Origin of the sequence: Leptolyngbya sp. Heron Island J, assembly GCF_000482245.1 — a bacterium.
Classification (GTDB): Bacteria; Cyanobacteriota; Cyanobacteriia; order Phormidesmidales; family Phormidesmidaceae; genus Leptothoe.
In genome coordinates this window covers 1-16,028 of the sequence record NZ_AWNH01000096.1, presented here as the reverse complement: position 1 = coordinate 16,028, position 16,028 = coordinate 1, and the positions used below count along the sequence as shown (strand labels likewise).

Here is a 16,028-nt window from a genome sequence, read left to right as displayed (position 1 = left end):
AAATTAAAATTCAAACGCAATAGACCCAACAACGGTAAACGGATCACCCGGTTCAATTCCCCGTGTTCTCGAAATCGGAATGCCCTGAATAAAATCAACATCAAAAAGATTTTTAAAATTCAGCGCTAGCTGCCAATTCTCTTGCCCATAGGAAATTGCCGCATCGGTGGTGAAATAGTCATCTAACCTAAAACTATCGGCCAAGTCACCAGGGCGTTCGCCCACATAGTTAAAGCCAAGACCAAATCCTAACCCTTCTAAGGCACCGGTTTGAAATGTGTAGGTGGTCCATAAGCCAGCACTGTGTTCGGGGATGCCGACAAGACCATTGCCCTCGGGGAATTGGTTGTCTTCGGTAATTCTGGCATCGGTGTAGGCGTAGTTGGCGATTAGATTCCAGCCAGGTAAAATCTCACCAGCGATATCGAGTTCAAGGCCCTGACTGCGTTGTTCTCCGGTTGCGATCGCAGCATTCAAAAATGCAGGTGCATCAGGATCGGGGGTCGCTACATTGCGCTTAGTAATATCAAAATAAGCCAATGTCGCAATCAGCCGCTGGTCCCACAGTTCTGTTTTTAAACCGATTTCGTAGCCTTCTCCTTCTTCAGGTGCGAGAAAATCTCCGGCAATGTCTGTGGAACCGCTGGGGACAAAGGAACGAGAATAGCTGCCATAGATTGCCAGCTCGGGGATAGGCTGATACACCAACCCCAGTCGTGGCGTAAAATCGTCCACATTCTGACTAACGGAACGGCCAAGTGGGTCAAACAGCGCCTGCCCATTAGTGAGATCTTGTTCTACAGTCTCATAGCGAATCCCAGCTACTAACTTGAGGGCATCAGAGAAACTAATCTGATCCTGTAGAAATACTCCAAACCGCGTCGTGTTGACCTCCTGTATCCTGGCTGCCGCTGAGAGTTCATCAAATGAACGGCGTTGGGCCAGACCATAGACCGGATCAAAAATGTTAATCGGTGCCAGATTCGTAGGGATTGGCGGATCGATCAGGGCAACAATGTCGGCACGACTGCGGCTGTAGTCCAACCCCAATAGCAAGGTGTGGTCAATGCTGCCGGTCTCAAATTTGCCGACCAAATCAGTTTGTACCCCTGCATAGTCCTGGTACCAGTCAGTAGCACTATTCAGGCGGGCCACCAAACCGGTCGTTTCATCAAAGACCAGGGGAAAAAAGGCATTAGAATCATAGTTTTGACTGCTGTAGCGAAAGGCATTGCGCACAGACCAGTTCTCACTAAACCGATGATTTAGCTCGTAGCCCGTACTAAAGAAACTGCGCTCTACGACATCCTCAAGTTCACCCACTACCCGGTCCTGGGGCACATCGATCACGTCATCGCCCACGGCTAGCAGGCCAGTGTCAAAGGGACGTTCGTCGGTGAGGTACTCTAAATCAACCGTGAGGTTGGTGTTGTCACCAATATCCCAGGTCACCACCGGCGCAACAAACTCCCGCTCAATCTCCTGGTCAAAATCACGAAAGCCATCGTCCCATTCCACCAAGAAATTCAGCCGATAGCGGACATCTGGCGCTACCTGATCAGAAATATCTAGCTGAGGCCGAAAGAAGCTGAGGCTGCCAGCCTGTAGCTCAAGGTTATATAGGGGCTCCGCCGTGGGGCGCTTGGTCACCAGGTTAATCACCCCACCGGGCTGAATTTCACCATAGAGAATCGACGACGGCCCCTTGAGCACCTCAATCTGCTCCAGATTCGCCACCTCCGGCAAAGCCAATATGCTTGATAACGGATCTCCTCCAGCCACATTAAAGCCGTTACGTAACACTCGTGCGCCCTGAAACCCCCGCAGGCTAAACTCAACGCCCGCGCCTTCGCTATTGTCAGCTACCACACCGCTAACATTTTCCAACGCTTCGTCCAGGTCGCTCACCTGCCGGTCGTCCAACACCTGCTCAGGAATCACCTGCACCGCCTGGGGAATATCCAGCAAAGGGGTATCGGTACGAGTGGCAGTGTTGGCACGGGGAGCAAAATAGTCGCTGCCCTCGGTTTCGCCAATGACTACCAGGCGTAGTGGGTCCTCTCCGGCTGACTCGATCGGAGTAATAGTAAGGATGAGATTGCGATCTCTCTGATCCACCATTCCCACGGGCGTTCCATTTTCACCGACCACGCTCACCCGGATAGTATTGTCATCCAAAGGTTGCACCGAAACCTGCGCAATCCCTGCTGTCACACTCAATTGCTCAAAGCCTTCACTGAGCTGAGCGTTGGAAATATTAGCAATCCAGCTCGCCCCATCTTGGGATGGCAATACTTCTAGCTCACCACCGTCTGCTAATACCAGGACAATTTCCACCCCATCCTCAATCGGATTCACCCTGACCTCGCTGACCTGCACCACCGACGCGCTCACAGGTGCAGCTGCCATGACTGCGATGACGCCGCCCCAAGCCATACCGTCTATCGTTCTCAATTTCCTCACACTCCAAGGCATAATTGAGAAACATACGCAATAGTGTTTACACAATTCAACTCCGAAACGGAGTTTATTTAACCCCAAGCGGGAGTGTTTTTATCTGTAAGGTGGGCACGGACCTACTAGGCCATAGATTACAGTGCCTGCTGCTGGCTTCTATAGTATTTAGGCGAAAAGCCAAATTTTCGCTTAAATGCTGCTGAAAACTGACTCGGATTTGCATAACCTACCGTTTGGGCAATCTGAGCCACCTTTAAATTATGGGTATCCAAAAGTTGTTTGGCCCGTTCCATACGATAGTCATACAGACAGCCAAATACGGTGGTCCCAAAAATCTGACGAAAGCCTCGCTTCAGCTTAAAGTCGTTGATCCCCACCCGCCTCGCTAATTCTATAATTGATGGGGGATGCTCAAGGTCTGTCAGCAAAATTTTCCTGGCCTGGTAAAGACGGTGGACATCATCGGTTTTTAGAGTAATTTTGTTGTCATTCGATAACTCTGGCTGTCCCATTTGTTCTAGTTTGAGTGCGAGCAGCTCCAGAGTCTTGCTTTCTAGATAAAGCTGTTTCACCTTACCCTGGTAGGGACAGGCTAAAATTTGTTGTACCGCCGCTAACATAGTGGGCGTCGTCCAGCCAACGGTGCCGAGAATTTCTGCTTGGGAGGTTTGGACATTGACGGTTTTACCCAGACTCTTACGTTCAAAGGTTTCAGGACAAAGCTCCCCCAACCACTCTGGTGAAACATTGATGGTCAGCATCGAAATGGGATGCTTGGCAGAATAGTCAGTAATACACCTAAAATCGCCTTGGGAAAGGCCCAGAAAATTTTTACTCGGTCCTGCACACTGCACCGCTGATGAACCTTTATATTGTCCTTGAAACTCTCCCATAATGCAAAAACTCAGCCCCAAAGCTGAGTAATTTTGGGTTGTTTGAATCACTCGAAGATTCTCTTCTAGCTGCAACTGGTTAATGGATAGTTCTAACCCCTCCCTTAAGCGAATACAGCGATAGGTTAATCGACCAAAGGGTTTCTCTAAGGTGTAGACAGACTCACGTACATTAGACTGGCAGGCCGCACCGGTTTGCTGCTGCGCCTCGGCAAACATTTCACTAAGGTTACTGGTGGAAAATGTAAGGGCAAGGTCGGCCATGTCCTGCTGACATAATGCTAATATTTTTCATTTGTGTATGTATTTTATAGGAAATCATGCAATTAAAAATCATAAAGACCCTATTTGTCGTATAATCCTTCTCGAAGGGGAGTAGCTATCGGTTTAGCCGACATCTCTGAATCAACATACTGGTGATGAGCCTGGTTCAGAGAATGATAGGGAATTTCCACTAGTCATTAGCGAGACCTTCACTAAATCTGCTGACGCGGATTTGGTGGAGTCTTGTGCCTCGTCAAATTCGTGTCAGAGACCGTTGCGATCTGAGGAATTTGAAAGGATGCTAGCTGCATTTACGGCCAGTCTGTTATTGATTACTGTCTCTGAGCTAGGCGATAAGACTTTTTTTATCGCTGCTATTTTAGCCATGCGCCATCGTCGCCGTTGGGTATTTGCAGGGGCGGTGGGAGCGTTAGCGTTGATGACGTTGCTATCAGTGCTAATGGGGCAGGTGGCCACACTTTTACCTGATGCAATCGTGAAATGGGCTGAGATTAGTTTATTCATCATCTTTGGTGTTCGGCTGCTATATCAGGCCAGTCAGATGCGCGAAACAGGCTCGGAAGAGAAAGATGCTGCTGAGGCAGTGCAGAAGGCAGAGCAGAGAAAACCCAAAGAAACTCCCCTGGCGATTATGGCGGAAGCCTTTGGATTAACCTTTGTCGCTGAGTGGGGCGATCGCACCCAAATTGCTACCATTGCTCTGGCCGCAGCCAATCCACCTGTCGGAGTAGTGATGGGTGCCGTCCTGGGCCATGCTATTTGTGCAGCTATTGCCACCAACTGTGGCCGTTGGCTCTGTGGAAAGGTTTCAGAACGTACACTGACTGCATTAGGTGGAGGACTGTTTTTACTGTTTGGCAGCTTGGCTCTGTTCATGCCTCAAGCTTAATTTTTGAGGGTAGGGGGATAGGACAGATCACCTTATCCCCCTGCTACTTCATCCTGAGAACCCCCAGTAGGATTTATGACTAATCAATCACGTAAGCTGACACGGACCGTTCAAGCTCTAGGCTGGGTAAGCTTGCTGACTGATTTTGCCAGCAAGATGGTGTATCCACTAACACCTTTTTTCTTGACGAGCATGTTGGGTGCTCCAGTGTGGACAGTGGGAATTATCGAGGGGATTGCTGAGAGCGCGGCCAGTATTTTGAAACTATACTCTGGCTGGCTATCGGACTGGGCCGGTCGGCGCAAACCATTTGCGTTGGCCGGTTATAGCTTAGGGGCTTTGTCTAAACTTGGGTTAGCTCTGTCAGGCACCTGGGTCCATGTGTTAGGGGCACGTTTGTTTGATCGAATTGGCAAAGGACTACGAGCTGCACCACGAGATGTTCTAATTGTTGAGAATTGTACTGTTGCTCAACGGGGACAGGCATTTGGCTTGCACCATAGTTTGGAAACGGTGGGTGAAGTGCTGGGACCGCTGGTGGGTTTTGTTTTTTTGCAACACTCTGTAGGAAATTATCGAGGCGTGTTTGCGATCGCATTTTTCCCAGCTCTCCTGGGTGTTTTGATCTTACTAACTCAGGTCAAAGAACAACGTCCCCAAACTAGAAAAGCACGGCCCCAATTTACATTACGAGGATTAAGCCCCACCTATCGACAGTATTTACTAGCCGTTACCCTCTTTAGTTTAGGAAATTCATCGGATGTTTTTCTGTTATTACGAGCCCAAGATTTAAGCTTTACCGGCCCAACACTTCTGTTACTATACGCAGCTTTTAACCTGGTAGCCGTTGGATTAGGACTGATCGCCGGTCGTCTATCTGACCAAATAGGGCGACGACCGCTACTAGTCAGTGGATATCTTGTCTTTGCTATCACCTATCTTGGATTCGCCCGAGCCGAGACTCCTGCTGTTATTTGGTTACTGTTTATGTTGTACGGTCTCTATGGCACTTTAACGCGGGGTGTCCAAAAAGCATTTGTTGCCGATCTGGTACATCCAAATCGACGAGGCGCTGAAACCGGCACCTTTCACATGGTAGTTGGCTTGGCCGCACTACCCGCCAGTCTCATAGCTGGCTGGCTCTATGCAACAGTATCAGTAGCCGCTCCTTTTTATGTCAGTTCTGTTACTGCTGTTATAGCAGCATTGTTACTAATGCGAATACATTTATCGTCATTAGAGTCAGGAAGTTTGGCCAATTTGTCACGGAATTGATGTACAAATGCTGTCTTAGAGTGGCTGAGCCAGATCAGTGGCATAGACAGTTTTCCAAGCTCTAACGGTGCCCTCTCCAATCTTACTATCGATTGCTTCGCCGCTTTCAGTCACCAATCGAATATCAAGCGTTGTCTCTGGTGCGTTTTGCAACGCCTGGGCTAACTCATCGCTGACTGAGAACACATTATTTTGTCCATCAACTTGAAACACATCGCCATCAAATTTGATGAAAAGTTGAATGATATTTCTAGCATTACTAAATTCTGAGCAGCTTAGATCTGAAGAAACACGAAATGACCCGCTGAGACAGTCGCGATCGCGAATAATCGACAGCACTCGAATAAAATCACGACTCCAGAGGCTTTGCACCTCAATGCGAGCGGTTGTATTCAAAAAGCGATCGCTAAAGGAATGGCGGTCAAATACCCCAATAAAGCTACCCTCAAACGGATCGTCAATTTGCACCGGCTCCGACCAGGGTAAATTACGGTGAGTGCCCAATGTGGCAGAGTCAACAACATCCAGCTCAGCAGCAGTGGCGAAGGTAGTACCGGCTGACCAGATACTAACCAGTAGTCCCAAACTAAGTGCCAAACGCCTAATCATCAGAGGATTGCTTCATGAGCCTTTATCTCGACGATAGCACAAGGGATTAGAAATAAACGAGAGGTTAACGTTTCCTTTCCGGTAGCAGCCGTAACTTAACTATTTGTAGCTTTCCTGCATTGAAATCTGTAGATTTTTCTACGGAAACACTCCTGGTCTGGACGTGGATAAAGTTTAACTAGAAAGTCCAATCACTTAACACTTTCCCAGCGTGTTTTAGCTTAAAGAGCAGTAGCTCTGTAACCAGTCGGTTTTAGAGCGTCTATCAGTACATCACTGGTTATCGCTGCTTTTTCATCAATCGAAACAGCAATCGTTTTTTTGCCAAGATGTACTCTTATGTTTAAAATGCCATCTATCTGTTGTAAAGCCTGTTTTACTGTTGGAACGCACATCTGACAATGGAGATCCTCACATTTCAGTGTGACTTCGTTAGCTGACTGTTTTTTAAAAAACAATTTCATTCTTCCCCCTCATAAGCATAACGTTAAAGCTCACCAATATCGCTTATCGGCTCCGGTGCAACACGTTGTCGGACTATTTTTCTATTTTAATTGTGGACCCGCACTCCTTATACACTGTGAATTCTAGTCGCTCATGTAAACACTTAGCAAGATTATCCTGAAACGTTGTCAGATGCATTACTGAATATCGATGTTTAGCCAGGAAATCTTCCAGAATCTTTGTGAGCATGTTGCTGCCGTTACCATCCCGACACACTGATCAAAAAAACATCCCCAGGGCATGACATATACGCCATGCCCTGGGGATACTGTAGAGCGATATCACTGTTGTTTATTATGAATGGGAGATTCTGTTGAGAGAGTTGTCATAGTACTAACCTACAGCAGACAATGTGAGCATAAACGCGAGATTGGAAGAGGCCTCTAGAGCATGGGGTGCGTTAGCCATCATGAAAATAAACACACCTGGCGCTAGCGGAATAGTCTCACCGTTTAACGTTAACGATCCTGTCCCCTCTAATACTTGAACCGTAGCATTGCGCGTAGCAGTGTGTTCTGAAATTTCAGTATCCGCTGCCAGGCAAAACAAACTGTACTGGCATAGCTCATTTTTCCAAAGCACCTTGCTGAGTATCCCCGACTCAGGATATTCAAAATGGTCTCTAAGCTGAACAAAAGCGGTATCAGCGGAAATCAGAGTAACAGACATGGTTTACCCCTCCTTTCTGGCGCAAAGCACGACATAGCCCAAGTCACTGCTGTGACGGATAAAGGTTTCTCGCATGGAGAGAATGCGCTGACGGAGAACCGGACGGGTGAGCATATTCCAACCAATGGTTAGCAGTGAGGCTAATCCTTCTTCCTGGGCAATCCGGCGAGGGCTCAGCAGTGTCATGGGACCAGTGTCATATTTTTCCACAGTCAGCCCTGCCGTTTGACAAGCAGTAATCCAACCTTCTGTAGATAAGGGGGACGCATTAACCCGAATAGTAGTTGACAGATCCCGATGGATGGCATTAGTATCGGTACCGCTTACCCGCAGTTCCTGACTGAGAAATTGGCCGTTAGCTTTGAGGCGATCGCAAATACCCGCCAAAATTTTGGCCTTGCCCCCAGCCGACTGCATGGTCAAAATAGCCTCTGCTAGCACATAATCAAACTGTTCTGTAACCTGTTCCAGGTGAAAAATATCCCCTTCCATAATGCTGACCTGGCCCTGCAAACCAGCTGCTACCACGTTTGCTTGGGCGCGAGCTACGCTATCTGGGTTTTTCTCAATCCCCACCACCCGCACTCCATAGCGCTGAGCCAGGGAAATTGCACTGTAACCAAAGCTGGCGGCTAATTCCAGGATAGTTTCACCGGGCTTAAAGTCAGCCCAGGCAAAGAGTTGTTCAGTAGCCGTATATCCTCCTGGACGCAGGGCTTGCTTACCAGCTGCTGCTAAGACCTGATGCCCTGGGGCGGTTTTAAGGTTAATCTGAGCCATAACCGTTACCTGATGACAATAGTTTGAGTTTGTCAAAGAATCCTAGTTTGTTCTATGAGATAGCTCATAAAACAGAGCGCTCAATAAACTCCAGCTGCTGAAAATGATGGTAAACCCTCTTAATATTAATAATATTAATAACTATTCTCATTCTTTCCCAGCCAGCCCCCTCTTCGACTCCGCTTAGGAGACGCTTACAATGGTGAGTAGTCTGCCAACGTTAACTTTACACTGCATTAGTTGATTTCAAAATCGACAACATCGCTAGCAGCGACTAAAAAATCCATGGTTAAAATAAAAAATCTATTTCAACCATGGATAATCGAGTGAATGTAATAGCTAAATTCTGAAGAACCAAAAGTCTCATCTAGCATGCGCCCTATCTGAAACCTTTGACTATAAATAGCAATCAAAACTTAACTATCACTGATGCAAGTTATACATGCTTTATTGAGAATTAATCCTAATACATCTAAATTGCTGACTACAGCATTCAATCCTGGTTTGACGAATAATAGGGCTCTAGCTTTAGGCGCGTTCAACAACATATGTCGTTTTATTCCGATAGTGTTGAGGAAACTCCACACCATTGATTAGAGGCATTTCCTGGCGACATCGTAAACACATCCAATAGATACCCGCCGCACGAACATGACGCAGTAAATTTCCAGAGCAACAAGGACATGAACTCATGAGCGTTATCTCTGCTTAATAGAATAAATTCTCAATAATATTAGCGCACTCCCGCTGAAGTGACCTATTTTTGAGTTCGGTATCCGCGGGGACTATTTAACCCGTCGTCGTCTGCGGCACGTGTAAATTCATCCGCAAGTCAATAGTGGTGCGGCATAGCTAATCATAAATCACTTCTCCACCGCTGCCGCTGACCATAGTCTATTAGCGCACTGTGGGCAGGCAAGCTATAAACAGGCTAGTAATTTTTAATCCAAGGCTTGACTATTGAGAAAATATTGCAATAATACAATGATAGAATTGTGTTTTCCTGCCAGCACTCTTACCCTATAGTTTTATGGCTTCTCCTCAGGCAACCCCAAAAGTATCCACAGCCCCATCGCTGCTTCAAGTATTGTTGGCATCAAATACTTCTAACAGTAGTTTATTTCAAGTCTTCTGGCTCGTTGCCAGACTTGCTGCTGGGGGATTAATGATTCATAACGGTCTAGACAAACTCGCTGATATTCAAGGATTTGCCGATAATGTTGTCAGCTATATTGGTCTGCCCTATCCGGTATTTTTTACCTATTGTGCTGCCTACATTGAGGTGGTTAGTGCTGCGTTGATTATGTTAGGCCTGCTGTCACGCCCTAACGCTTTGGCGCTTTTAGCAACAATGGGGGTTGCCATATTTTTTCATATTAAAGGTAACGGGCTGAAGGTCACTCCATTAGAAACAGCATCATTATATGCAACGTTCTATACGTTCTTTTTAGTCAATGGTCCAGGACAGTGGTCGCTAGATGAATTGATTGCAAAAAAAATCAGAAGCTGATTTTTTCTCGACTATGGAACATGAACTGATCTCCACTACATTTCTACTTATTGCAATTGTGCTAGGACCGTTATTTCTACTCGGCATTATGGTCTGGTTTACCGTCAATACTGCCATGCACATAGCCCACTGGCTATGGCGTGCTTATCAGCTGAAGACGACTCCCTGCGGTCATTGTCTTTACTATACTGGTTGCAAGGAGTTAGCCTGTGCGGTGAATCCCCATGATGCACTGACAAAAAGAGCCAGAGACTGTAAAGACTTTGCCTTAGGGGAAATGGCAACGTATGTTTCTAGAAAACAAGCTAAGATTCCCTATTAACTCAGTTCAATACTCACTTACGCCACCAGAATGTATTCATCCCAGCCGGAAACCTCTATATAAAACTTTTGTTGCAATTTTTGGCTAAACTTTGTGGCTCTTATATATATGGTGCAATCAAAACAACAGATGTAGACAACAATGGTTTACAAACAATCCTGACAATAACAACACACATGAGGACCTAACAAGTACCCTTCATCAATGAGAAATATGGCATCAATGCCATAACCAAGTCTGGCAGTTGGATTAGCCCTGACTAGCGGTTGGCTACTTGGCATGCGCACTTCGTCGCGTCACCCCAATTGCAACTGGAATTCATAATGGGTCGGCCATCGCCGCTGGATTAAATAGCCTCAGGCTCCTATTGCAGCATCAGCTCAATCCTCAGTCAATGGCGAGTTAGAGAAATTTACATCGGTTTTAACCGATATGGAGTACAACTAAAAGCAGGGTATCTAGTTGAGAATTTTAGTCATTAACTAACCTGATGTTGCTGATTAGCAACGGGATTTAATTCTAAGAGTTCTATCCAAGAGCATTTACTCTTATATAGAGGAATTGATCCTATAAATCAGCTAAATCAGCAGCGGCATTTCAATTCGACCCCGTCGTCATCTAAAAGCAATCAGTCAAGAGCGGTCAAGGTGGATTTTATGTCTCTTATTCATTTAGAAAAGTCAGTCATTACCTTTCACTTTCGCGAACTTTTAGAAGATGGACATGACGGCAATCAGCTATCTTTGCTGGGCCTGGGTGTGGTGTTATTAGGGCCAAAGTTATTGCCAGCAATTGCAAAAGCATCACGACCAGTCGCTAAACAGCTTGTTAAAAGTAGCTACTCCTATCGCCCCAAGATCACGCTGAGTGAATGGGTAAATCAATCTAGACGGACCTCTGTACAGCAAGCAGTTGAGCAGCAAGCTCTCAGTACATCCCAGTATGCACAGCGTATAAAGTAGCCTAATTGATTTTTGAGCAAGCATGGCCCTTGAGCTAACCGAGACCGACTTTTTTAATCTGATGATGCACGCCCATGAACAAGATGGGCACATTTATCAACCGCTGGCTCTCGGCCATCAGGTTCAGCTACCACCGCAAATCGGTCAAGGAAACAATTGCATTCTGGAGTTAAGGGGAGGGTTGACAATTGAAATTCGTAAGGCGCAATTGCAGCAACCCATGGCACTCAAAAGATCCCATGGTGATTCTTTCCCCATTACCGCCAAGTTCTACTTAGCAGGTGGCTCTAGAGTCAAGACGCCTCAGGTGCCGGGGATTGCAGCAGACTATGAAGAAATCGCCGGACATAACTATCTTTATCATTTACCCGATTTAACTGAAACCGAAGAATGGTGCTCAAATCAACCGATTCAGATGGTGATGGTCAGTGCCAGTATGGACTACTTCCAGGGACTCACCCTAGCAGGAGACGGCTTGCCCCGGCCAATACAGCAGATGCTGCAGGATACCCAACGATTTCACCAATCACTGGGAAAAACCACCCCGGCCATGACCCAGGTTTTGCAGCAAATTCTTTACTGCCCCTATCAAGGTTCGGCCCAGCAGCTGTACCTGGAAAGTAAAGCCATGGAGCTATTTTCCCTGCAGATAGCTCAGCTGGAAGCAAACGCGGCTACACCAAAACCCATTACATTGAAACCCAGCGATGTAGAACGGGTGCAATGCGCCCAGGCGATTTTGGCACAACACCTATGTGATCCCCCCACCTTATTAGAACTCGCCCATCAGGTGGGCTTAAATGACTGCACCCTGAAACGAGGATTTCGGCAATTATTGGGTACAACGGTATTTGGATACTTACGCGACTGTCGCATGGAGCAGGCTCAGACGCTACTGCTCCATGCCCCTCATCTCACCATTGCCCAGGTGGCGCTCCAGGTGGGCTATCGCAACCCCGAAGCGTTTAGCACCGCCTTTAAACGTCAGTGTGCCATCAGCCCCAAAGCTTATCAGCTTAGACATCGTTGCTAGTGTCCTCAGCCTACACACATAAATTTTCCGACTGCCAAAGAAAGTATTCCGATTCACAAAGATGATGACCGCTGTTTCGGCCTATCATGCCCTCATCTGACTAATGGGAATAGATTTCAATAGTCAGATCAACGAGGTGTGTGTGGGTAGAACATGATGACAGTAGTAAATCGGGTATTGCTAACTCAGCTGGTAGGAGCCTTTGCCCTGGTGGCCATGCAACCGGCTTTAGCGGATGTAAACGAGATTGAGCGAGCTGCCATAGAGATAGAAAATGCAGAGCCGACACAAATTGCTCAAGCCAGTGACTCGCTTCGAATTGTAGTAACCGGTGACAACGAAGACAGTTATTTAGTGCCCACTGCCAGCACCACCACCCGCACTGATACCCCCCTGCGCGATATTCCCCAATCGATTCAGGTGATCCCGCGCCAGGTGATCGAAGACCAGCAGGCCACCAGCATTGAGGACGTACTCAATAACGCAGCCAGTGTCACCTTTTTAGGTAATGTTGACAGCCAGGGTCTCAATTTTGCCGTGCGTGGCTTTGATGATGCGCCCTTGTTGCGAGATGGGTTTCGGCTACTGGGATTCGCTGGTAGTGGGGGAGCAACCACACCAGAAGTCGCGAATTTAGAGCGGGTTGAAGTGCTCAAAGGACCTGCCTCTGTTTTATATGGTCAAGCAGAACCAGGTGGTTTGATTAATTTAGTCTCCAAGCAACCGCTGTCGGAACCTTATTACAATCTACAGCTGCAGGGCGGCAATCGAGAGATTAGCCCGAGTGTTGATCTCTCAGGCCCCCTGAGCGAAGACGGTCGTGTGCTCTATCGCTTAAATGCCCTTTACCGTCATGAAGATAGCGTTCGTGACTATGACAGCAATTTTGATCGTTTCTTTGTTGCACCCACAGTGAGCTGGGCCATTAGCGATCGCACCGACCTCAGCCTCAATCTGGAGTACATTGACGACAACGATCCGGCTGATTTTGGCACGGTGCTATCAGGAGATGGAGATACCATTATCCCGGAAGACCGAGTGATCAACAATCCCGATGATACCATCGCCAAAGAGTACCTAAGCCTAGGCTACACATTTGAACATCGCTTTAGCGACAACTGGCAGTTACGCAATCGGTTTAGCTTTATTTCCGATGAATTTGACTATAGTGTCATTGACCTACCCTTCTTTTTTGACGACACTACCGGTACGCTTGGTCGAGGATTTGTCGATCGCGATAGTGACGACGATGTCTACGCCCTCTATACCAACCTGCAAGGCGAGTTTAACACTGGCTCTGTTGAGCATACCCTGCTGTTTGGCGTCGATGTCTCCCGTACCGAAGGGTTGAGTATCACCCGATTTTCGCCAACGCCTGAATTTACAACGTTTCTCGATGTTTTCAACCCAGACTACAGTACGCCAGAGCCGGACTCCGAGAGTATTCCCATTGCCTTTGGCAGTGATATTAAAACCAATCGCCTAGGCATTTATGTGCAGGATCAAATTGACCTGTTAGACAATCTTATCCTGGCTGCCGGATTACGCTACGACACCGTTGACCAAGAGACAACGAATGTCTTGACCGACCTAGAAACTGACCAGTTTGACGATTCCATTACCCCTCGCATCGGTATTGTCTATCAGCCGATTGAGCCAGTTTCTCTCTATGCCAACTATGCCCAGTCGTTTAACCCCAATACCGGTACCGATGCCCAAGGTCAGGCATTTGACTCTCAAGAAGGTGAAGGCTTTGAAGTGGGTGTGAGGGCAGAACTGATTGAAAATAGGTTAGCGGCCACACTTGCCTATTTTAATATCACCAAAAGCAATGTGTTAGTAGCCGATCCGGATGTAGCATTTGCCTTTATCTCCACAGGAAAACAGCGTAGTCGAGGCATTGACTTTGACATAACCGGTGAGATTTTACCGGGTTGGAATATTGTTGCCTCCTACGCCTACATTGACGCTGAAATCACAGAAGATACAACTGATATTGTGGGCAACCGCTTGATCGGCATTCCAGAGCATAGCGCTAGCCTGTGGACGACCTATCAGATTCAGTCAGGCGATTTAGAAGGATTGGGATTTGGTCTGGGCTTTAACTTTGTCGATGAACGCCAGGGAGATTTAGCCAATAACTTTGCAGCCGATAGCTATTTCACGACCAATGCGGCGGTATTCTATCGCCAAGACAATTGGCGACTAGGGTTAAATATCAATAATCTCTTTGACATAAACTACATTGAATCCGTCGATGGGTTGAATTTTAGACAGGTGATGCCTGGCGATCCGCTGACGGTCAGAGCGTCTGTTGCCTACACATTTTGACCAAACGCTCATGGCGTTTGATTCCACCGGCTCAAGTGGGGACGTCCTGCTAAGCTAAGTGGTTCTAGAATTCGGTAGTGGGTTCAGTGTCAGTAACGTTTTCATTAGTCCACGGCATTCACTCAATCAGGATGTCATCCTAATCAGTAGACGTCAGGGAATAAACGCGTGTGAGATTTTCTACATGGTGTAAACGGCTATTAGTAATATCCTTGGCCTCATGGGCTATTGCCTGTCAGAGCAGCACTCAACAGCCAGATACTAACTCTGGCAAGACTCCTGAAGTCTCATCTGCTGGGTCAACAGACTGTCGCACCGTTCAACATGAGATGGGCGACACCGAGATTTGCGGGCAGCCTCAAACCATTGTGGTGCTGGGTCCGTATTTATTAGAACAGCTGTTAGCACTAGGGGCACAACCCTCTGGCTATGGCGATCATATTGCCTTTCACCAGGGTGATTACGACAACCCCAGCCAACAAATCCCCTATTTAGGCAACAAAGTAACCACTCAGCCAGTCAATGTCGGGTTAGCTTACCAACCCTCCATAGAAGCCATTGTCAAAGCCCAACCGGATCTAATTTTGGCCCCTGGCTTGGAAGCAACTCAGTACGAGCAGTTAACGACCATTGCACCCACACTCAGCTTAAATATCGTGGGTGGCAATACTAATCTAAGTGCTATTGGGCAAGCCTTGGGTCTGAGCGATCGCGCCGATGCACTTCTAGCCGAAACTAATACTCGCATTGAGCAGGCCAAAGCCCAGTTTGCCCCGGTGGTCAAAAACCATCCCCAGGTACTCATGCTCACCTCTGGGGATATGCAGGCATTCAACACGATTAGCCATACGAATAGTCGCTGTGGCGCTTTGGTGCAAGACCTGGGGTTTCAACCCGTTTATCTAGAAGACGTCGCAGCAGATGACCCCACCTCGGTGGCTGAAATATCCATAGAAGCATTGCCAGAGCTGGATGACGCTGATTCAATCCTACTGTTTGGTTATGATTGGGAGACATCTAGTCTGACCGATATGACCGCATTTGAGCAGCAGCAAACCCAAACATTGAAACAAGCTTGGGAGAAGAATGCGATCGCACAGTCCCTAACCGCCAGTAAAGCCGGACGGGTCTATTTTATCCCTGCCTATTTATGTCTGGGTCTACCTGGCCCCATCGGCACCGAGCTCTATCTAAACGAACTCCAAATCCAGCTACAACCTTAGCGCTCTTTAATGACTCTAGCAGTATAAAATAGGAGTAGCTATCGGCCCAAGTTGGTCAAACCGTACTCATGGTGACACCCCGAGCTGCTCAACCTACCGTCAAATTTATCGATGACTACTGCGAGTCCTATCGAGACCTGTTCGCTGAAGTCAGAAGTTTTGAGGCCTTCAAACATTTACATGTGGGTCTGATTTCAGAGGTTAAGCGCAAATCCTTACCGGCTATTGCTAAAGTTGTTGGCTTGCCAAATTCACAGTCGTTACAACAATTTCTATGTGAATCTCC

15 protein-coding genes and 1 pseudogene are annotated in these 16,028 nt (G+C 47.3%); 9 read left to right on the top strand and 7 right to left on the bottom strand.

Annotation, left to right across the window (positions count from 1 at the left end; translation table 11 throughout):
* Positions 1–3: 3 nt before the first annotated feature.
* Together N836_RS64810 and N836_RS64805 are read right to left on the bottom strand one after the other, a co-directional pair.
* The gene (locus N836_RS64810; RefSeq protein ID WP_161635029.1) at positions 4–2,454 is read right to left on the bottom strand and encodes a TonB-dependent siderophore receptor; all 2,451 of its coding nucleotides are present in this window, start codon (positions 2,452–2,454) and stop codon (positions 4–6) included.
* A 137-nt stretch (positions 2,455–2,591) separates the two neighbouring features.
* On the bottom strand, positions 2,592–3,614 hold the full coding sequence (locus N836_RS64805) for a helix-turn-helix transcriptional regulator (RefSeq protein WP_023075495.1): 1,023 nt from the start codon (positions 3,612–3,614) through the stop codon (positions 2,592–2,594).
* Positions 3,615–3,912: 298 nt separating this feature from the next.
* Between N836_RS64805 and N836_RS64800 the strand changes: the two genes are divergently transcribed.
* Positions 3,913–4,524, top strand: a complete 612-nt coding sequence (locus N836_RS64800; RefSeq protein ID WP_023075494.1) for a TMEM165/GDT1 family protein — start codon at positions 3,913–3,915, stop codon at positions 4,522–4,524.
* Positions 4,525–4,599: 75 nt separating this feature from the next.
* Positions 4,600–5,799 carry an MFS transporter gene (locus N836_RS64795; RefSeq protein ID WP_023075493.1) on the top strand — a complete coding sequence of 400 codons (1,200 nt, stop codon included), beginning with the start codon at positions 4,600–4,602 and terminating at the stop codon, positions 5,797–5,799.
* A 15-nt stretch (positions 5,800–5,814) separates the two neighbouring features.
* Here N836_RS64795 and N836_RS64790 read toward each other — a convergent pair whose 3' ends face one another.
* The 5 genes from N836_RS64790 to N836_RS77220 all read right to left on the bottom strand — a co-directional run bounded on the left by N836_RS64790 (position 5,815) and on the right by N836_RS77220 (position 9,054).
* Complete coding sequence (locus N836_RS64790) at positions 5,815–6,408, bottom strand: hypothetical protein (protein ID WP_023075492.1); 594 nt, start codon at positions 6,406–6,408, stop codon at positions 5,815–5,817.
* 221 nt (positions 6,409–6,629) lie between these two features.
* A complete protein-coding gene (locus N836_RS64785) occupies positions 6,630–6,872 on the bottom strand; it encodes a heavy-metal-associated domain-containing protein (protein WP_023075491.1) in 243 nt (80 codons plus the stop codon).
* Positions 6,873–7,245: 373 nt separating this feature from the next.
* Entirely contained in the window at positions 7,246–7,581 is a 336-nt protein-coding gene (locus tag N836_RS64780) for a cupin domain-containing protein (protein WP_023075490.1), read from the bottom strand.
* A gap of 3 nt (positions 7,582–7,584) precedes the next feature.
* The gene (locus N836_RS64775; protein WP_023075489.1) at positions 7,585–8,361 is read right to left on the bottom strand and encodes an SAM-dependent methyltransferase; all 777 of its coding nucleotides are present in this window, start codon (positions 8,359–8,361) and stop codon (positions 7,585–7,587) included.
* A 528-nt stretch (positions 8,362–8,889) separates the two neighbouring features.
* Positions 8,890–9,054: a hypothetical protein gene (locus N836_RS77220; protein WP_200867469.1), complete on the bottom strand. Its 165-nt coding sequence runs from the start codon at positions 9,052–9,054 to the stop codon at positions 8,890–8,892.
* Positions 9,055–9,391: 337 nt separating this feature from the next.
* Here N836_RS77220 and N836_RS64770 point away from each other — a divergent pair, with 337 nt between their 5' ends.
* The 7 genes and pseudogenes from N836_RS64770 to N836_RS64740 all read left to right on the top strand — a co-directional run.
* Positions 9,392–9,871 (top strand): DoxX family protein, encoded by a 480-nt coding sequence (locus N836_RS64770; RefSeq protein WP_023075488.1) that lies wholly within the window; start codon positions 9,392–9,394, stop codon positions 9,869–9,871.
* Between the two features lie 13 nt (positions 9,872–9,884).
* Entirely contained in the window at positions 9,885–10,193 is a 309-nt protein-coding gene (locus N836_RS64765; protein ID WP_023075487.1) for a hypothetical protein, read from the top strand.
* 656 nt (positions 10,194–10,849) lie between these two features.
* Positions 10,850–11,155 carry a hypothetical protein gene (locus N836_RS64760; RefSeq protein WP_023075486.1) on the top strand — a complete coding sequence of 102 codons (306 nt, stop codon included), beginning with the start codon at positions 10,850–10,852 and terminating at the stop codon, positions 11,153–11,155.
* A gap of 22 nt (positions 11,156–11,177) precedes the next feature.
* Positions 11,178–12,188: an AraC family transcriptional regulator gene (locus tag N836_RS64755; protein WP_023075485.1), complete on the top strand. Its 1,011-nt coding sequence runs from the start codon at positions 11,178–11,180 to the stop codon at positions 12,186–12,188.
* 153 nt (positions 12,189–12,341) lie between these two features.
* Positions 12,342–14,519: a TonB-dependent siderophore receptor gene (locus tag N836_RS64750; protein WP_081716971.1), complete on the top strand. Its 2,178-nt coding sequence runs from the start codon at positions 12,342–12,344 to the stop codon at positions 14,517–14,519.
* 170 nt (positions 14,520–14,689) lie between these two features.
* Positions 14,690–15,742 (top strand): ABC transporter substrate-binding protein, encoded by a 1,053-nt coding sequence (locus tag N836_RS64745; protein ID WP_031293883.1) that lies wholly within the window; start codon positions 14,690–14,692, stop codon positions 15,740–15,742.
* 68 nt (positions 15,743–15,810) lie between these two features.
* Positions 15,811–16,028: pseudogene (locus N836_RS64740) on the top strand (IS701 family transposase); the annotation flags it as partial.